Annotated in this window: 14 protein-coding genes; 11 read left to right on the top strand and 3 right to left on the bottom strand. The window is 70.5% G+C overall.

Annotated features, from left to right (window positions below; genetic code table 11):
- Positions 1-17 precede the first annotated feature (17 nt).
- From ABZ552_RS24155 to argH, 9 genes are all read left to right on the top strand, one after another.
- Positions 18-725: a winged helix-turn-helix domain-containing protein gene (locus tag ABZ552_RS24155; protein WP_281874334.1), complete on the top strand. Its 708-nt coding sequence runs from the start codon at positions 18-20 to the stop codon at positions 723-725.
- A gap of 125 nt (positions 726-850) precedes the next feature.
- Positions 851-1909, top strand: coding sequence for an N-acetyl-gamma-glutamyl-phosphate reductase (argC, locus tag ABZ552_RS24150; protein WP_281874333.1), 1059 nt, complete (start codon positions 851-853; stop codon positions 1907-1909).
- Positions 1906-3123, top strand: coding sequence for a bifunctional glutamate N-acetyltransferase/amino-acid acetyltransferase ArgJ (gene argJ / locus ABZ552_RS24145; protein WP_281919074.1), 1218 nt, complete (start codon positions 1906-1908; stop codon positions 3121-3123). The genes argC and argJ overlap by 4 nt, the downstream gene beginning before the upstream one ends.
- The gene (argB, locus tag ABZ552_RS24140) at positions 3120-4055 is read left to right on the top strand and encodes an acetylglutamate kinase (RefSeq protein ID WP_357439868.1); all 936 of its coding nucleotides are present in this window, start codon (positions 3120-3122) and stop codon (positions 4053-4055) included. Before argJ ends, argB begins: the two co-directional genes overlap by 4 nt.
- Positions 4052-5254, top strand: coding sequence for an acetylornithine transaminase (locus ABZ552_RS24135; protein WP_281874329.1), 1203 nt, complete (start codon positions 4052-4054; stop codon positions 5252-5254). Before argB ends, ABZ552_RS24135 begins: the two co-directional genes overlap by 4 nt.
- The gene (gene argF, locus ABZ552_RS24130; protein ID WP_357439864.1) at positions 5251-6195 is read left to right on the top strand and encodes an ornithine carbamoyltransferase; all 945 of its coding nucleotides are present in this window, start codon (positions 5251-5253) and stop codon (positions 6193-6195) included. Before ABZ552_RS24135 ends, argF begins: the two co-directional genes overlap by 4 nt.
- A 310-nt stretch (positions 6196-6505) precedes the next feature.
- Positions 6506-7021, top strand: coding sequence for an arginine repressor (locus ABZ552_RS24125; RefSeq protein ID WP_281874327.1), 516 nt, complete (start codon positions 6506-6508; stop codon positions 7019-7021).
- A gap of 283 nt (positions 7022-7304) precedes the next feature.
- Positions 7305-8507, top strand: coding sequence for an argininosuccinate synthase (locus ABZ552_RS24120; protein ID WP_281874326.1), 1203 nt, complete (start codon positions 7305-7307; stop codon positions 8505-8507).
- Between the two features lie 489 nt (positions 8508-8996).
- Positions 8997-10406: an argininosuccinate lyase gene (argH, locus tag ABZ552_RS24115; protein ID WP_281874325.1), complete on the top strand. Its 1410-nt coding sequence runs from the start codon at positions 8997-8999 to the stop codon at positions 10404-10406.
- Between the two features lie 31 nt (positions 10407-10437).
- On the opposite strand, the gene ABZ552_RS24110 is transcribed toward argH, so the two are convergent.
- Positions 10438-11700, bottom strand: a complete 1263-nt coding sequence (locus tag ABZ552_RS24110) for a hypothetical protein (RefSeq protein WP_357439860.1) — start codon at positions 11698-11700, stop codon at positions 10438-10440.
- A 123-nt stretch (positions 11701-11823) separates the two neighbouring features.
- Between ABZ552_RS24110 and ABZ552_RS24105 the strand changes: the two genes are divergently transcribed.
- Complete coding sequence (locus tag ABZ552_RS24105) at positions 11824-12147, top strand: multidrug efflux SMR transporter (protein WP_281874322.1); 324 nt, start codon at positions 11824-11826, stop codon at positions 12145-12147.
- 96 nt (positions 12148-12243) lie between these two features.
- Here ABZ552_RS24105 and ilvA read toward each other — a convergent pair whose 3' ends face one another.
- Together ilvA and ABZ552_RS24095 are read right to left on the bottom strand one after the other, a co-directional pair.
- Positions 12244-13464, bottom strand: coding sequence for a threonine ammonia-lyase (gene ilvA / locus ABZ552_RS24100; protein WP_357439857.1), 1221 nt, complete (start codon positions 13462-13464; stop codon positions 12244-12246).
- Positions 13465-13494: 30 nt separating this feature from the next.
- Positions 13495-14664: a serine hydrolase domain-containing protein gene (locus ABZ552_RS24095; protein ID WP_281874319.1), complete on the bottom strand. Its 1170-nt coding sequence runs from the start codon at positions 14662-14664 to the stop codon at positions 13495-13497.
- 187 nt (positions 14665-14851) lie between these two features.
- Here ABZ552_RS24095 and ABZ552_RS24090 point away from each other — a divergent pair, with 187 nt between their 5' ends.
- A complete protein-coding gene (locus ABZ552_RS24090; protein ID WP_281874318.1) occupies positions 14852-15574 on the top strand; it encodes a GntR family transcriptional regulator in 723 nt (240 codons plus the stop codon).
- Positions 15575-15579 lie beyond the last annotated feature (5 nt).

The raw sequence follows: 15579 nt of genomic DNA, 5'->3' as shown, positions 1-15579 counted from the left end.
CGCGCCATCATGGTGGGATGCCGACCAGAGGAGCCCAACTGGCGGGCTTGGCCGCTCTGCTCGCCGACCGTACCCGCGCCGACATCTGCCTGGCGCTGGTGGACGGACGGGCCTGGACCGCGGGCGAGCTCGCCCGCCACACCGGGGTCGCGCCGTCCACCGCGACCGAGCATCTGGACCGCCTGCGCGACGGCGGACTGGTGGTCGAGCACCGGCAGGGCAGGCATCGCTATCTGCGGCTGGCGGGCCCGCACGTGGCGGACCTGCTCGAAACCATGGTCGCCCAGCTCGACCTGCCCGCCGCCCCGGCGACCGGGCTGCGTACCGCCACCGTCGCGGCAGCGCTGGCCCGCGGCCGCACCTGCTACGACCATCTCGCGGGCCGGTTGGGCGTGGCCGTCACCGACGCGATGATCGCGCGCGGCCTGATGAACGCCGACGGCGGTTTCGCGCTGACCGAGCCCGGTCTGGCGTGGCTCACCGGACCGATGGGCGTGGACCCGGCCGCGCTGCGCGGCACGCGGCGGCCGGTGGCCCGGCCGTGTCTGGATTGGACGGAACGGCGAGTCCACCTGGGGGGCTCGGCGGGCGCGCAGCTGTGCCGCCGCCTGAAGGATCTCAGGTGGATCGAAGGCGTCGGCAGCGGGCGCGCGGTGCGCGTCACCGCGCTGGGCGAAGCCGGGCTGGCTGAGACGCTGCACATCGACTGTTCGGCACTGCGCTGAGCTGTCCCGCACCCGGCCGCGCGGCCCGTCGTTTGCGCGCAGACGTGACGGGTATCAGGTGCTCGTGACCACGCTCGCGGCGACCAGGCTGTGAATGAGCTTGCACAGTCATGCATAATCATCACATGGTTGATTCCTCGGTCGGACCCGTCGTGCGGGTCGCGGTAGCCGGTGCCAGCGGGTACGCGGGCGGCGAAGTGTTGCGACTGCTGCTGGGGCATCCCGCCTACCGAACCGGGCGCCTCGTCATCGGGGCGCTGACCGCGGGCTCGAACGCGGGCACCGCGCTGGGAGAGTTGCAGCCGCATCTGCTGCCGCTGGCCGATCGGGTGCTGGCGCCCACCACGGCGGCCGAACTGGCCGGCCACGACGTGGTCTTCCTCGGCCTGCCGCACGGCCAGTCCGCGGCCATCGCCGCCGAGCTGCCCGAGTCCACGGTGATCATCGACTGCGGCGCCGACTTCCGGCTCACCGACCCGAAGGCCTGGGAGAAATACTACGGTAGCCCGCACGCGGGCAGCTGGCCCTACGGACTGCCCGAGCTGCCCGGCGGCCGCGAGAAGCTGCGCGCCGCGACGCGGATCGCGGTTCCCGGCTGCTATCCCACCGTCGCCAGCCTCGCGCTGGCTCCCGCCGTCGCCGCGGGCATCGTCGAGCCCACCGTGCACGTGGTCGCGGTGAGCGGTGCCTCCGGCGCCGGCCGCAAACTGGACATCGGTCTGCTGGGCTCGGAGGTGATGGGCTCGGCGCGGGCCTACGGCATCGCGGGCGCGCACCGGCACACCCCGGAGATCGCGCAGAACCTCACGGCGGCGGGCGGCACGGACGTCGCGGTGTCGTTCACGCCGGTGCTCGCGCCGATGCCGCGCGGCATCCTCGCCACCTGCACCGCGCCGACCCGCGTAGACGCCGCGCAGGCGCGCGCCGTCTACGAAAAGGCTTACGCGGACGAGCCTTTCGTGCACCTGCTGCCGGAAGGCGTGCTGCCGCAGACCGGTTCGGTGCTCGGCTCCAACGCCGTCACCCTGCAGGTCGCGGTGGACGCCGACGCGGGCCTGCTCGTGGTGATCGGCGCGATCGACAACTTGACCAAGGGCACCGCGGGCGCCGCGGTGCAGTCGATGAACCTGGCCCTCGGATTCGAGGAGACCGCAGGACTTTCCACCGTAGGAGTGGCACCGTGACGACAGCCGACATCGCCAGCGGCAAGCTGGTCCGCACCCAGGGCGTGACCGCACCGCTCGGCTTCCGCGCGGCGGGCATCGCCGCGGGCATCAAGGCCAGCGGCAAGCCGGATCTGGCGCTGGTGTTCAACGAGGGACCGGAATACCCGGCCGCCGGCGTATTCACCCGCAACAAGGTGAAGGCCGCTCCGGTGCTGTGGTCACAGCAGGTGCTCACCGGCAAGCGGCTGCGCGCGGTGATCCTGAACTCCGGCGGCGCCAACGCGTGCACCGGCCCGGGCGGATTCCAGGACACGCACAAGACCGCCGAGGAACTCGCCGCCGCGCTGAGCAACTGGGGTACCGAGACCGGAGCCGGGGAGATCGCGGTCTGCTCGACCGGACTGATCGGCGACCGGCTTCCGATGGACAAACTCATCCCCGCAGTCACCGAGATCGTGCACGAGATGGGCGGCGGTCTGTCCGGCGGCTCGGATGCCGCCTGGGCCATCATGACCACCGACACCGTGCCCAAGGAGGCGGCGTTCCACCACCGCGACAAGTGGAACGTCGGCGGCATGGCCAAGGGCGCGGGGATGCTGGCCCCGTCGCTGGCGACCATGCTGGTGGTGCTCACCACCGACGCGGCGGTCACCGCCGATCAGCTCGACCAGGCGCTGCGCAACGCCACCGCGCGCACCTTCGACCGGCTCGACGTGGACGGCTCCTGCTCCACCAACGACACCGTGCTGCTGCTGGCCAACGGCGCCAGCGAGGTCACCCCGAGCCAGGAGGAGCTGGACGCGGCCGTGCTCGCGGTCTGCGACGACCTGGCCGCCCAGTTGATGGCCGACGCCGAGGGCGTCACCAAGCGGGTGCTCGTCACCGTCGCGGGCGCGGCCACCGAGGACGAGGCCGTGGCCGCGGCCCGCACCGTCGCCCGCGACAGCCTGGTCAAGACGGCGCTGTTCGGTTCCGACCCGAACTGGGGCCGGGTGCTGGCGGCGGTCGGCATGGCGCCGGTGACGCTGGATCCGAACCGGATCTCGGTGTCGTTCAACGGCAAGCCGGTGTGCGTCGACGGTGTCGGCGCGCCCGGCGCACGGGCGGTCGATCTGTCCGGCACCGACATCGAGGTGCTGATCGAGCTGAACGTCGGCTCGGCGCGCGCGACCATCCGCACCACCGACCTCTCACACGGTTACGTCGAAGAGAACTCGGCCTACAGCTCATGACCAGCGAGGTGCTGCACACGCTTTCCGCGCTGGACAAGGCGCACGTCCTGGCCGGCGCCCTGCCGTGGTTGCAGAAGTTCCGGGACAAGATCGTCGTCGTGAAGTACGGCGGCAACGCCATGGTCGACGACGACCTCAAGCAGGCCTTCGCCGCCGACATGGCGTTCCTGCGCACGGTCGGCGTGCACCCGGTGGTGGTGCACGGCGGCGGCCCGCAGATCAGCGCGATGCTGAAAAAGCTCGGCTTGCAAGGCGAATTCCGAGGCGGCTTCCGGGTGACCACGCCCGAGGTGATGGACGTGGTGCGGATGGTGCTGTTCGGCCAGGTCGGCCGCGAGCTGGTCGGCTTGATCAACACGCACGGCCCGTACGCGGTCGGCATCTCCGGTGAAGACGCCGGACTGTTCACCGCCACCCGCCGCACCGTCGAGGTCGACGGCGAGCCCACCGACATCGGCCTGGTCGGCGACGTCACCGAGGTGAACCCGGACGCGGTGCTCGACCTGATCGGCGCGGGCCGTATCCCCGTGGTGTCGACCATCGCGCCGGACGCCGAAGGCGTGGTGCACAACATCAACGCCGACACCGCCGCCGCGGCGCTGGCCGAGGGCATCGGCGCCGAGAAGCTGGTGATGCTCACCGACGTGGAGGGCCTCTACACCAACTGGCCGGACCGGTCCTCGCTCACCTCCAGCATCGATACGACCGCACTGGCCGAGTTGCTCCCCCGCCTCGATGCGGGCATGGTGCCCAAGATGGAAGCCTGCCTGCGCGCCGTGACGGCCGGGGTGCCGACCGCGCATGTCATCGACGGCCGGGTCCCGCACGCCGTGCTGCTGGAACTGTTCACCGGAGAAGGAATCGGAACGATGGTGACTCCCGCCCCGCTCATCCCGAACGGGTCCGGCGCACCGAACGGAACGAAACAATGAGCACAGCTGAACTGCAGAAGCGGTGGTCTGCCGCGCTGATGAACAACTACGGCACACCGAAGGTCGCGCTGGTGCGCGGCGCGGGGGCCGTGGTCTACGACGCGGACGGCAAGCGCTACGTCGATTTCCTCGGCGGCATCGCGGTCAACAGCCTCGGCCACGCCCACCCGGCGATCCTGGAGGCGGTCACCCAGCAGCTCGGCACGCTCGGGCATGTGTCGAACCTGTACGCCAGCGAGCCGGTCGTGGAGCTGGCCGAGCGGCTGCTCGCGCACTTCGGCGACGGGGAGGGCCGGGCGTTCTTCTGCAACTCCGGCACCGAGGCGGTCGAAGCGGCGTTCAAGATCGCGCGGTTGACCGGGCGGCCCAAGATCGTCGCCTGCGAGGAGGCGTTCCACGGCCGCACCATGGGCGCGCTGGCCCTCACCGGGCAGCCGTCCAAGCGGACCCCGTTCGAACCGATGCCCCCTGGCGTCGTGCACGTGCCCTACGGCGACGCCGCGGCGCTGGAAGCCGTGGTCGACGAGGACACCGCCGCGGTGTTCCTGGAGCCGATGATGGGGGAGAGCGGCGTCGTGGTCCCGCCGTTCGACTACCTCGCCAAGGCGCGCCGGATCACCGCGCGCAACGGGGCGCTGCTGGTGCTCGACGAGGTGCAGACCGGCATCGGACGGACCGGGAAGTTCTACGCCCACCAGGCCGTCGGCATCGTGCCCGACGTCATCACGCTGGCCAAGGGCCTCGGCGGCGGGATGCCCATCGGCGCGGTGCTGGCCAACGGGCGGGCGGCCGAACTGCTCACCCCCGGCCTGCACGGCACCACGTTCGGCGGCAACCCGGTCTGCGCGGCGGCGGCGCTCGCGGTGCTGCGCACCATCGACGAGACCGACCTGCTCTCGCACGTCGAGTCGGTGGGCAAGCGGCTCAGCGACGGCATCGAACTGCTGCAGCATCCGCTCATCGATCAGGTGCGCGGTGCGGGCCTGCTGCTGGGCATCGTGCTCACCGACGAGGTGTCCGCGCTGGTCGAGGCGCGGGCGCGGGAGGCGGGCTACCTGGTCAACCCGGCCAAGCCCGACGTGATCCGGCTGGCACCGCCGCTGGTGCTCACCGAGACCCAAGCCGACAATTTCGTCGCCGACCTGCCGGAGATCCTCGACGCCGCGCTGGCGGACGCGAAAGGGGCTGCGGCGCAATGACCTCCGTGCGGCATTTCCTGCGTGACGACGACGTCAGCCCGGCCGAGCAGGCCGAGATCCTCGCGCTCGCGGCCGAACTCAAGAAATCGCCGTTCGCGCGGCGACCGCTGGAGGGCCCGCGCGGCGTCGGCGTGATCTTCGAGAAGAACTCCACCCGCACCCGGTTCTCCTTCGAGATGGGCATCGCCCAGCTCGGCGGGCACGCGGTGGTCGTGGACGGCCGCGACACCCAGCTGGGCCGGGAGGAGACGCTCGGCGACACCGGCCGGGTGCTGTCCCGGTACGTGGACGCCATCGTGTGGCGCACCTTCGAGCAGTCCCGGCTCGACGAGATGGCCGCCACCGCCACGGTGCCGGTGGTCAACGCGCTGTCCAACGAGTTCCATCCCTGTCAGGTGCTCGCCGACCTCCAGACCCTCGCCGAGCACAAGGGAGAGCTGACCGGACGCGAACTGGCCTACTTCGGCGACGGCGCGAACAACATGGCGCATTCGCTGCTGCTCGGCGGCGTCACGGCGGGGCTGAACGTGACCATCGCCGCGCCCACCGGATTCGAGCCGCAGCCGTGGGTCGTGGAGGCCGCGCGCAAGCGGGCCGCCGAAACGGGCGCCACCGTCACCGTGACCGGCGACCCGGTCGCCGCCGCGTGGGGCGCCGACGCGCTGGTCACCGATACCTGGACCTCCATGGGCCAGGAGAACGACGGCCTGGACCGGGTGGGCCCGTTCCGCCCGTTCCAGCTCAACGCCGACTTGCTCGCCCACGCCAAGCCGGACGCGGTCGTGCTGCACTGCCTGCCCGCGCATCGCGGCGAAGAGATCACCGACGAGGTGCTCGACGGGCCGCACAGCGTGGTGTGGGACGAGGCGGAGAACCGCCTGCACGCGCAGAAAGCGCTGCTGGCCTGGCTGCTGGAGCGACGATATGGGGGAGCGGCGTGAGCGGGCGGTCGGGCCGGAAGGCGGCAGCGGTGCCTGACCGCCTTCGCTCGTGCCGGAAGGCGCAGCGGGAGCGTTCAGGCCGGAAGGCGGCGGCGGAGCGTAACCGGCTCCGCTCGTGCCGGAAGGCGCAGCGTGAGCGAGGACGTGCGTATCACCCGGCATGGCCCGTGTTCATCTGTGCCCAGCGAGCGAATCGGTCCTCGACGCCTCGGCCCGCGCTGGACCAGCGAGGTGCGGCGGTGAGCCGGTGTCAGCGCCTGCGCCGCGCCCAGCCGCGTACGACGATCACATGCCCCGGCGAGGCGCGGTCATGAGCATCTCGCAGTCGGAGTCGGGACGAAGCGGCCCCGCCATCGCCCGCACCCGCGCCGGGCGGCAGTCGCGCATCGTCGAACTGCTGTCGGCGCACGCGGTCCGCAGCCAGACCGAGCTGGCGGCGCTGCTCGCGGCCGAAGGCATCGAAACCACGCAGGCGACATTGTCGCGCGATCTCGACGAACTCGGGGCGGTGAAGCTGCGCGCGGCGGACGGCGGCGCGGGCGTCTACGTGGTGCCCGAGGACGGCAGCCCCGTGCGCGGCGTGACCGGCGGCACCGACCGCCTGTCCAAACTGCTCGGCGACCTGCTGGTCTCCACCGACGCCAGCGGCAACATCGCCGTCTTGCGCACCCCACCCGGCGCGGCCCACTACCTCGCCAGCGCCTTGGACCGCGCCGCCCTCCCGTACATCGTGGGCACCATCGCGGGCGACGACACCATCGCCGTCATCGCCCGCGAACCGCTGACCGGGGCGGAAGTGGCGGCGAAGATCGAACAACTAGCCTGATCGTCGCGCACGGGACAACCGATCTCGTACGAATACGGGTGACTCGCCGGGATGCCGGAACGCGTGACGAACGGGCGTGTTTCCTGCTGTGGGCAGACGGTGCGCCCGTGCTTCTGAGAGGGTAGAGGGGAGGGTGTCGGCCCAGCTCAGGGTTGGCCACACCCGATTATGAATGGGCTTGCATCGTCGTGCATAATCATTTGCAGGACGTGCGGGCCGCTGTGGCGGGAAGCCGGTCCGTATCACGCAGACGAGCACCGAAACATCGAGGAGCACACAGAACATGTCCGAGCGCGTCGTACTCGCCTACTCCGGTGGGCTGGACACCTCCGTCGCGATCAGCTGGATCGGCAAGGAGACCGGCGCCGAAGTGGTGGCCGTGGCCATCGACCTCGGCCAGGGCGGCGAGGACATGAACGTGGTGCGCCAGCGCGCCCTGGACTGCGGCGCGGTCGAGGCGATCGTGATCGACGCCCGCGACGAATTCGCCGACCAGTACTGCCTGCCCACCATCCAGGCCAACGCGCTGTACATGGGCCAGTACCCGCTGGTGTCGGCGATCAGCCGCCCGCTCATCGTCAAGCACCTGGTCGAGGCCGCCAAATTCCACGGCGCGACCACCGTCGCGCACGGCTGCACCGGCAAGGGCAACGACCAGGTCCGTTTCGAGGTGGGCATCGGCGCGCTCGCGCCCGACCTGAACGTGATCGCACCGGTGCGTGACTACGCCTGGACCCGGGAGAAGGCCATCGCCTTCGCCGAGGAGAACGCGCTGCCGATCAACGTCACCAAGAAGTCGCCGTTCTCCATCGACCAGAACGTCTGGGGCCGCGCGGTGGAGACCGGGTTCCTCGAGGACCTGTGGAACGCCCCGACCAAGGACGTCTACGACTACACCTCCGACCCGACGGTGAACTTCGAGGCGCCGGACGAACTGATCATCACCTTCGACAAGGGTGTGCCGGTGGCGATCGACGGCCGCCAGGTCAGCGTGCTGGAAGCGATCGTCGAGCTGAACAAGCGCGCGGGCCGCCAGGGCGTCGGCCGCCTGGACATGGTCGAGGACCGCTTGGTGGGCATCAAGAGCCGCGAGATCTACGAGGCGCCCGGCGCCATCGCGCTGATCACCGCGCATCAGGCGCTGGAGCACGTCACCATCGAGCGCGAACTGGGCCGCTACAAGCGGCAGGTCGAGCAGCGCTGGGGCGAGCTGGCCTACGACGGCCTGTGGTTCTCCCCGCTCAAGCGCGCGCTGGACGCCTTCGTCCTCGACACGCAGCAGCACGTCTCCGGTGACATCCGGATGGTCCTGCACGGCGGCTCGGCCGTGGTCAACGGCCGCCGCTCGGAGCAGTCGCTCTACGACTTCAACCTGGCCACCTACGATGAGGGCGATACCTTCGACCAGTCGCTGGCCAAGGGCTTCGTCCAGATCCACGGCCTGTCCTCCAAGGTCGCCGCCCGCCGCGACCTGAACCAGAAGTAGGCCGCAGGCGTGCCGGCGCCGAAACGAGCACCGGCACGCGAACGCCTGCCGCGAGGTCGTAGTCTCGAGTCGGCGTTCGGAGCGCGCTGACAGGGCAGCAGTGCGCCCTGACTGACAGCCACCTGCGAACGCCTTCGCCCCGGCGCATGAGGCCGCTGTCGGCGGATGCGTCGAGCAACCACCGAACGGCCCAGCCGCGTCGAGCAGAAACGACTCGACCTCGCGCCGACGCAACAACTGGTTCCGCGAGCCAACGGAACGACTGGGTCGTAAGCCACGCCGACCTGATCCCCAAGCCAGCGCACAACCGATCTCACGAATCAACGCACGAACTGATTTCGCAAGAACATGGGTAACTCACCGGGTACGCCCAGAACCCGACGGTCACCCAACGCAGGACCTGAACGTGAAACAGCCCCCGTCCCCGACTTGCACGGCCTCGAGGCCCGGCGAGGCGGGGAGCCTGAATATCCGGAGAGGCGGAACAGCATGAGCACGAACCAAGGCGCGCTTTGGGGCGGCCGATTCGCCTCCGGCCCGGCCGAGGCCATGGCCGCGCTGAGCAAGTCGACGCACTTCGATTGGGCACTGGCCCCCTATGACATCCGCGCCTCGAAGGCGCACGCACGGGTGCTGCACAAGGCGGGGCTGCTGTCCGACGCCGATCTGTCCGGCATGCTCGACGGGTTGGACCGCCTCGCGGCGGACGTGGCTTCCGGCGCGTTCGGCCCGGCCGAATCGGACGAGGACGTGCACGGCGCGCTGGAACGCGGCCTGATCGAACGGGTCGGTCCGGAGCTCGGTGGCCGGTTGCGGGCGGGGCGTTCGCGCAACGACCAGGTGGCCACGCTGTTCCGGATGTGGCTGCGCGACGGCGTGCGCCGGGTGGCCGCCGGCGTGCTCGCGGTGGTCGACGCGCTGGTGCAGCAGGCCGCCGCGCATCCGGACGCGGTCATGCCGGGCAAGACCCATCTGCAGGCGGCGCAGCCGGTGCTGCTGGCCCATCATCTGCTCGCGCACGCCCACCCGCTGCTGCGCGACCTGGACCGGCTGCGTGATTTCGATCGCCGCGCGGCGGTGTCGCCCTACGGTTCCGGTGCGCTGGCGGGTTCCTCGCTCGGGCTCGACCCGGAGGCGATCGCGGCGGAACTGGATTTCGACTCGGCCGCCGCCAACTCGATCGACGCCACCTCGGCGCGGGACTTCGCCGCCGAGGCCGCGTTCGTGCTCGCCATGATCGGCGTCGACCTGAGCCGGATGGCCGAAGAGGTCATTGTCTGGAGCACACCGGAGTTCGGTTACGTCACCCTGGCGGACGCCTGGTCGACGGGGTCGTCGATCATGCCGCAGAAGAAGAATCCGGACGTCTCCGAGCTGACTCGCGGCAAGGCGGGCCGGTTGATCGGCAACCTCACCGGCCTGCTGGCCACGCTCAAGGCGCAACCGCTGGCCTACAACCGTGACCTGCAGGAGGACAAGGAGCCGCTGTTCGATTCGGTCGCGCAACTCGAACTGCTGCTCCCGGCGATCGCCGGCCTGGTCTCGACACTGACTTTCCACACCGATCGCATGGCCGAACTCGCGCCCGCCGGTTTCACGCTGGCCACCGACATCGCCGAATGGCTAGTCCGCCAGGGTGTTCCGTTCCGGGTCGCGCACGAGGCGGCGGGTGCGTGCGTGCGCGTCGCGGAATCCCGCGGCGTCGGCCTGGACGAACTCACCGACGAGGAGTTCGCCGCGGTCGACCCGGCGCTGACCGGGAAGGTGCGCGAGGTGCTCACCGTGCAAGGGTCCATCGCGTCCCGCGACGCCCGGGGCGGTACGGCCGGTGTGCAGGTCGCGGCGCAGCTCGCGGAGGTGCGCGAGGCGGCGGCCGCGGCGCGGGCCTGGCTGGACTGAACCCGTTTCGCTGACCAGCGGGTGAATCGGCCTAGCCGACGATGGTGATGTCGGCGCCGCTGAACAGCAGATCGCCGCGGCGCCGGATGCCCCGGGCCTCCGCCATCGGTTCGGCCTCCGGCGCCAGCTCGCGCAACTGCCGGAGGAATACCTCGACGGCCAGCGTGGCCATGCTCTTGCCGGGGCAGACGTGCCTGCCGAAGCCGAAGGTCAACGGCATCTTGCCGGTCCCGTCCAGCGCCAGGCAGTCGGGGAAGGCTTCCGGATCGCGGTTGGCCGCGGCGAACAGCACGAGCAGCGGTCCGGCGGGCAGCCGCGTGCCACTGGAGAGCACGACCGGCGTCCTGGTTCGGCGCTTCCATGCCACCAGCCCGGGATCCAGTTGCAGGATTTTCGCGGCGACCCGTGTTCCGCCCTCCGGTTCGGTCAGGAGGTTCCACCAGTTCCGGTCCGGATCGCCGAGCAACCGCTGTACGCCTTGCTGGATGCTGCCGCTCACCGTGTGCACTCCGGCGGCGAGCGAATTCGCCATGGCCGACACCGCGATCCGATGGGAGAGCCCGGCGTCGCGGAGCTTGCGCGCGAACCCGGCCGCCTCGCTGCCCCGGCCTTCTCGCACCGCTCTGCCGCTCACCGTGAACAACCACCCCAGCGCGCTCACCGCGTCGGCCAGTTCGCGTCCACGCATCACCCGGCCGAGCAGCCCCGATTGCGCTCCGCTCCACGCGGCCACGTGCGGCCAGTCCGCTGCGGGCAGGCCGACCGCCGCGCAGACGGTCCGGGCGGCGTAGCCGATGGACAGGGCGGTCACGTCCAACGGCGACCCGGCGCGGAATCCCGCGTCTCGCACCGCCTCGTGGAAGTGCTCGGCCATCTGCGCGGCCCGAGCGGGCCGATCCGCCGCGGAAATCGTGAAATGCCCCTCCGGCCCGGCCATGGTGTTCCACACGCGCTTGTGCAGCCGATCGTCGGCCAGGTTGGCGGTGGCCTTCGCGGGTGGCGGAACCAAATGCCGGACGAAATGCGGGATGGCTTGCGGTGTCGCCGCGATGCGCGCGTAACCGACCAGCGGGTCGAGCGAATTCGTATTGGAAATCCCGGGCGTCGTCGCGTCCAGCACCTCGCGCACGTCGGCGTACTTCCAGATCATGCGCAGCCCGCAGCGGTGCGCATAAGTCGGCTCGGGCCACTCGTGCAACCGCCGATACCGCTCGTCGCGCTCGGCGTACGGCAACTCGTTGCACGTCACTTCATCGAAGGGAAAATCGGTTACCGCAACGTCTGAGCTACGCATGGCGCGATGGTATCGACGCATCGGCCGAGGTCGCCGTGCCGCGAATCCCCGGTGCTGGGGAGCGGCCGCGGGAGGCGATCGCGGACCGGTGCGCGCCCGCACGGCTGTGGCTACGCTGCGAAAATGACCTTGTTCCTGCTCGCTATGGCCATCGCTTCCGAGGTGACCGCCACCGTTTCGCTGAAATTGTCCGACGGATTCGCCAAGCTCGTCCCCTCCATCGTGGTGGTCGTCGGCTATTGCGCGGCGTTCTTCTTCCTGGCCCAGGCGTTGAAGCGGGGCATGCCGATCGGGGTCGCCTACGGCATCTGGTCGGCGGTCGGCGTCGCCGCGATCGCGGTGATCGGCGTGCTTTTCCTCGAGGAGCGGCTGACCTTGGTACAGGTCGGCGGCATCGCCCTCGTGATCCTCGGCGTACTCGCCCTGGAACTAGGCGGCGCGCACTGACGCCGACCACACGCACGAGCGGCACCTGGTTGCGGCATTTCGCGAGTAGGTTCCTCGGTGGTGTGCCACTCGATGAAGCCCGGACAGCGGCATCGGTCAATCCGAGTCGCGGACCGCGTATCCCGCGTTCGCGAGGGCGGTGAGCACGTCGTCGCGGTGGTCGCGGCCTCGTGTTTCCAGGGTGAGGGCCACCTCGACCTCGTCGACCGCCAGCCAGGTCCCGGTCCGCGAATGCGCCACGTCGACCACACTGGCGCCCGTCTTCCCGATCACCGCGAGCAGCGCCCCCAGTGCGCCGGGGCGATCGGAAATGGTCACCCGCACGGCCAGATAACGGCCTGCCGCGCTCAGGCCGTGCCCGATCACCCGGGTCAGCAGCAGCGGGTCGATGTTGCCGCCGGACAGGATCGCGCAGACCGGCCCGCGCAGGCCGAGTTCCTCCGGCGCGTGACTGGTCAGGGCGGCGACCGCGGCGGCGCCCGCGGGCTCGACGATCAGCTTCGCGCGTTCCAGGCACAGCAGCAACGCCTGCGACAGCGCTTCCTCGTCCACCGTGACGATGCGCGAAACATGCTGCGCCACATGATCGAACGGCACGATGCCGGGACGCCCGACCGCGATGCCGTCGGCCATCGTCGCCATCCGATCGACCCGCACCGGGCGGCCGGCCGCCAGCGAGTCCGGCCAGGCGGCGGCTTCCGCCGCTTGCACCCCGATGACGCGCGCGTCCGGCGCCAGCTGCTGCAGCGCGACCGCGACTCCCGCCAAGAGCCCTCCGCCGCCGGTGGGCACGAGCACCGTGCCCACCTGGGGCAACTGCTCCGCGATCTCCGTGCCGACGGTGGCCTGACCGGCCACGATATCGGGATGGTCGAACGGGTGGATCAGTGTCGCCCCGGTCCGGTCGGCGAAATCCAAGGCGGCCTCCAGCGACTCGTCGATGGTTTCGCCGACCTGGCGGACCTGCGCGCCGTACGCCTTGGTCGCCATCAGTTTCGGCAGCGACGCCCCGACCGGCATGAACACCGTCGAGGCGATGCCGAGCGACGCCGCCGACCACGCGACGCCCTGCGCATGGTTACCGGCGCTCGCGGCCACGACGCCGCGCTCCCGCGCTTCCCGCGGCAGATTCGCGATCCGGTTGTAGGCGCCGCGTGGCTTGAACGAACCGGTGCGCTGCAAGTTCTCGCACTTCAGCCACACCTCGGCGCCCACGCGTTCGGACAGCACCCTCGAGGCCAGCAGCGGCGTGCGCCGGATCACCGGGGCGAGCAGCCGCGCGGCCGCCTCGATCCGGACCATGTCGACCGATTCCATACCGCCATGCTGCCACTCGGGCCGGGGAGGTCAGGCCGCTCTGGCGAGGTTGTGCGCCAGCGCGCCCAATCGTGCCAGGCGCGCGTCACCGAGCGGTGTGATCCTGCTGCCCAGGCGATTGGTGACGAAGCCGAGCGACATCCCGGTCACCGGGTCGGCGAAACCGCCGGAGCCGCCGAGGCCGAAATGGCCGAAAGCCGAGATCGGTTCGGCCTTGGACGGCTTCATCGGCACGCCGTGGTAACCGAGGGCCCAAGGGATGCGGAAGGCCAGCACGTAGTCCGGGGTGAACACCTGCCGCCGGGTCATCCGCTCGATGGTGTCCGGGCTCAGCAGCCGGTAGCCGTCCAGCCGGCCGCCGTTGGCGAGCGCGCCGTACACGCGGGCCAGCGCGCGGGCGGAGAAGACGCCGTTGAGGCCGGGCATCACCGAGTCGTACAGGCGCGGATCCGCTACCAGCTCGGCGAATCCCACCGGGGTGGTATCGGCGGCGGCCGCGAAACGGGTCCGGGCGAGCAGCCGCGAGCTGCGCTCCCAGCTCATGCCCGCCACCGTCAGGCGCGGGAAATTGGTGGCGATACGCCCGCGTTCGGAGGCCGGGACCCGGAACCAGAGGTCCTCGGCCGCAAGCGGCTCCGCGATCTCGGTGCGCAGCACATCGGTGAATTCCGCTCCGGTCACCCGCCGCACCAGTTCGGCGGTGAGGTGCCCATAGGTGATGCCGTGGTAGCCGCTGGTCACCCTGTGGCGCGGATCGGGCGCGGCGGCCGCGAGCGCCGCGGTGACCGCGGCGTCGTCGAAGAATCGCTCGACGGGCCCGGGCAGCAGACCGCGCAGCCGGTGCAGCCCGGCCCGGTGCGTCAGCATCGCTCGCACGCTGATGTGTTCCTTGCCCGCCGCCGCGAACTCCGGCCAGTACGTCGCGACCGGCTCGTCGTAGTCGATCAGGCCGCGCTCGGCCAGACGATGCACGAGTGTGCTGGCGATCCCCTTGCCGGTGGAGTAGGCCATCGCGATCGTGTCGTGCGCCCACGGGACGTGGGGGTGCGCGTATCCGGCCCACACGTCGACCACCGGCTCGCCGTGCAGGTAGACCGCCAGCGCGCCGCCGCCGTCGGACGGACGCCGGAACAGCCGGTCGAACTCCGCCACCAGTCGCGCGAAACGGCGATCTACGAACTGCCCTGCCGAAACTGTCATCGGAACCTGTGCCTGTCTTTCAGCGCCTGCGGCGTCGCGAACAATCCCATGCTAGGTGTCTCGTTTCGCTCGAGACCGGTGGCCGGGACCCGCACCCACCACGCGACCGGTCGGTACTGTGAGAAGACGTTTCCTGACCGTCACACGGGTGACCGGGAACGCAACACGCTGCCCCTAGCGTGTTGCCATGCCCCCGAGACGACGTTCGGCGCTGCTCGCGAGGTTGGTCGTCGACACACCCGGCCGCCCGCAGATCATCCTCGGCGAACTGCGCCGGGTGATCCTCGACGGGGCGGTGCCGCCCCGCACCGTCATCCCGCTGCGCGAGGTGGCGGAACTGTTCGGCGTGAGCCATATTCCGGTGCGCGAAGCGCTCAAGACACTGATCGGGGAGGGGCTGGTCACCCACGAGCCGCACGCGGGGTACACGGTGGCGCAACTGACCGCCGCCGAGTTGCGCGAGATGTACATCGCGCGGCAGACCTTGGAGACGGCCTCGCTCGCCGCGGCCGCCATGAACCACTCCGCCGCCGACCGCGCCGAACTGCTGGATGTGACCGAGGCCCTGGAACAGGCGATTCGCGACGACGACCCGGCCGCCTACCACCGTGGGTCGCGTGCCTTCCATGTGGCGCTGACCCGGCCGTCACGCATGTTTCGACTGCTGCACATGTTAGAAGCGGCGTGGAACGTCACCGAGCCGGTGCAGTCGATGGTGCACATCGGCCGGGCCGACCGAGTGCGGCTGCACACCGACCACGCGTTGATGCTGGACGCGTTCCTGGCCCGGGATGTCGAGCGCCTGCTGCTCGTCGCCGAACATCACCATCGCAGGCTGGAGTCCGTGATCGCGACCTTGCCCACCGATACTGGTCTGCTCGCGCCGGAAGATATATCTGCCGCGCAATAGCCGGG

This window comes from Nocardia sp. NPDC019219 (assembly GCF_040632645.1).
Taxonomy (GTDB): Bacteria; Actinomycetota; Actinomycetes; order Mycobacteriales; family Mycobacteriaceae; genus Nocardia; species Nocardia sputorum.
Note: the sequence above shows the minus strand (reverse complement) of the source record. Positions and strands in the feature narration are given on the sequence as shown.

Bases quoted from the DNA above. Each gene is read 5' to 3' on its own strand.
- ABZ552_RS24155 (WP_281874334.1), top strand. From the start codon at position 18: ATGCCGACCAGAGGAGCCCAACTGGCGGGCTTGGCCGCTCTGCTCGCC.
- argC (WP_281874333.1), top strand. From the start codon at position 851: ATGGTTGATTCCTCGGTCGGACCCGTCGTGCGGGTCGCGGTAGCCGGT.
- argB (WP_357439868.1), top strand. From the start codon at position 3,120: ATGACCAGCGAGGTGCTGCACACGCTTTCCGCGCTGGACAAGGCGCAC.
- ABZ552_RS24135 (WP_281874329.1), top strand. From the start codon at position 4,052: ATGAGCACAGCTGAACTGCAGAAGCGGTGGTCTGCCGCGCTGATGAAC.
- argF (WP_357439864.1), top strand. From the start codon at position 5,251: ATGACCTCCGTGCGGCATTTCCTGCGTGACGACGACGTCAGCCCGGCC.
- ABZ552_RS24125 (WP_281874327.1), top strand. From the start codon at position 6,506: ATGAGCATCTCGCAGTCGGAGTCGGGACGAAGCGGCCCCGCCATCGCC.
- ABZ552_RS24120 (WP_281874326.1), top strand. From the start codon at position 7,305: ATGTCCGAGCGCGTCGTACTCGCCTACTCCGGTGGGCTGGACACCTCC.
- argH (WP_281874325.1), top strand. From the start codon at position 8,997: ATGAGCACGAACCAAGGCGCGCTTTGGGGCGGCCGATTCGCCTCCGGC.
- ABZ552_RS24110 (WP_357439860.1), bottom strand. From the start codon at position 11,700: ATGCGTAGCTCAGACGTTGCGGTAACCGATTTTCCCTTCGATGAAGTG.
- ABZ552_RS24105 (WP_281874322.1), top strand. From the start codon at position 11,824: ATGACCTTGTTCCTGCTCGCTATGGCCATCGCTTCCGAGGTGACCGCC.
- ilvA (WP_357439857.1), bottom strand. From the start codon at position 13,464: ATGGAATCGGTCGACATGGTCCGGATCGAGGCGGCCGCGCGGCTGCTC.
- ABZ552_RS24095 (WP_281874319.1), bottom strand. From the start codon at position 14,664: ATGACAGTTTCGGCAGGGCAGTTCGTAGATCGCCGTTTCGCGCGACTG.
- ABZ552_RS24090 (WP_281874318.1), top strand. From the start codon at position 14,852: ATGCCCCCGAGACGACGTTCGGCGCTGCTCGCGAGGTTGGTCGTCGAC.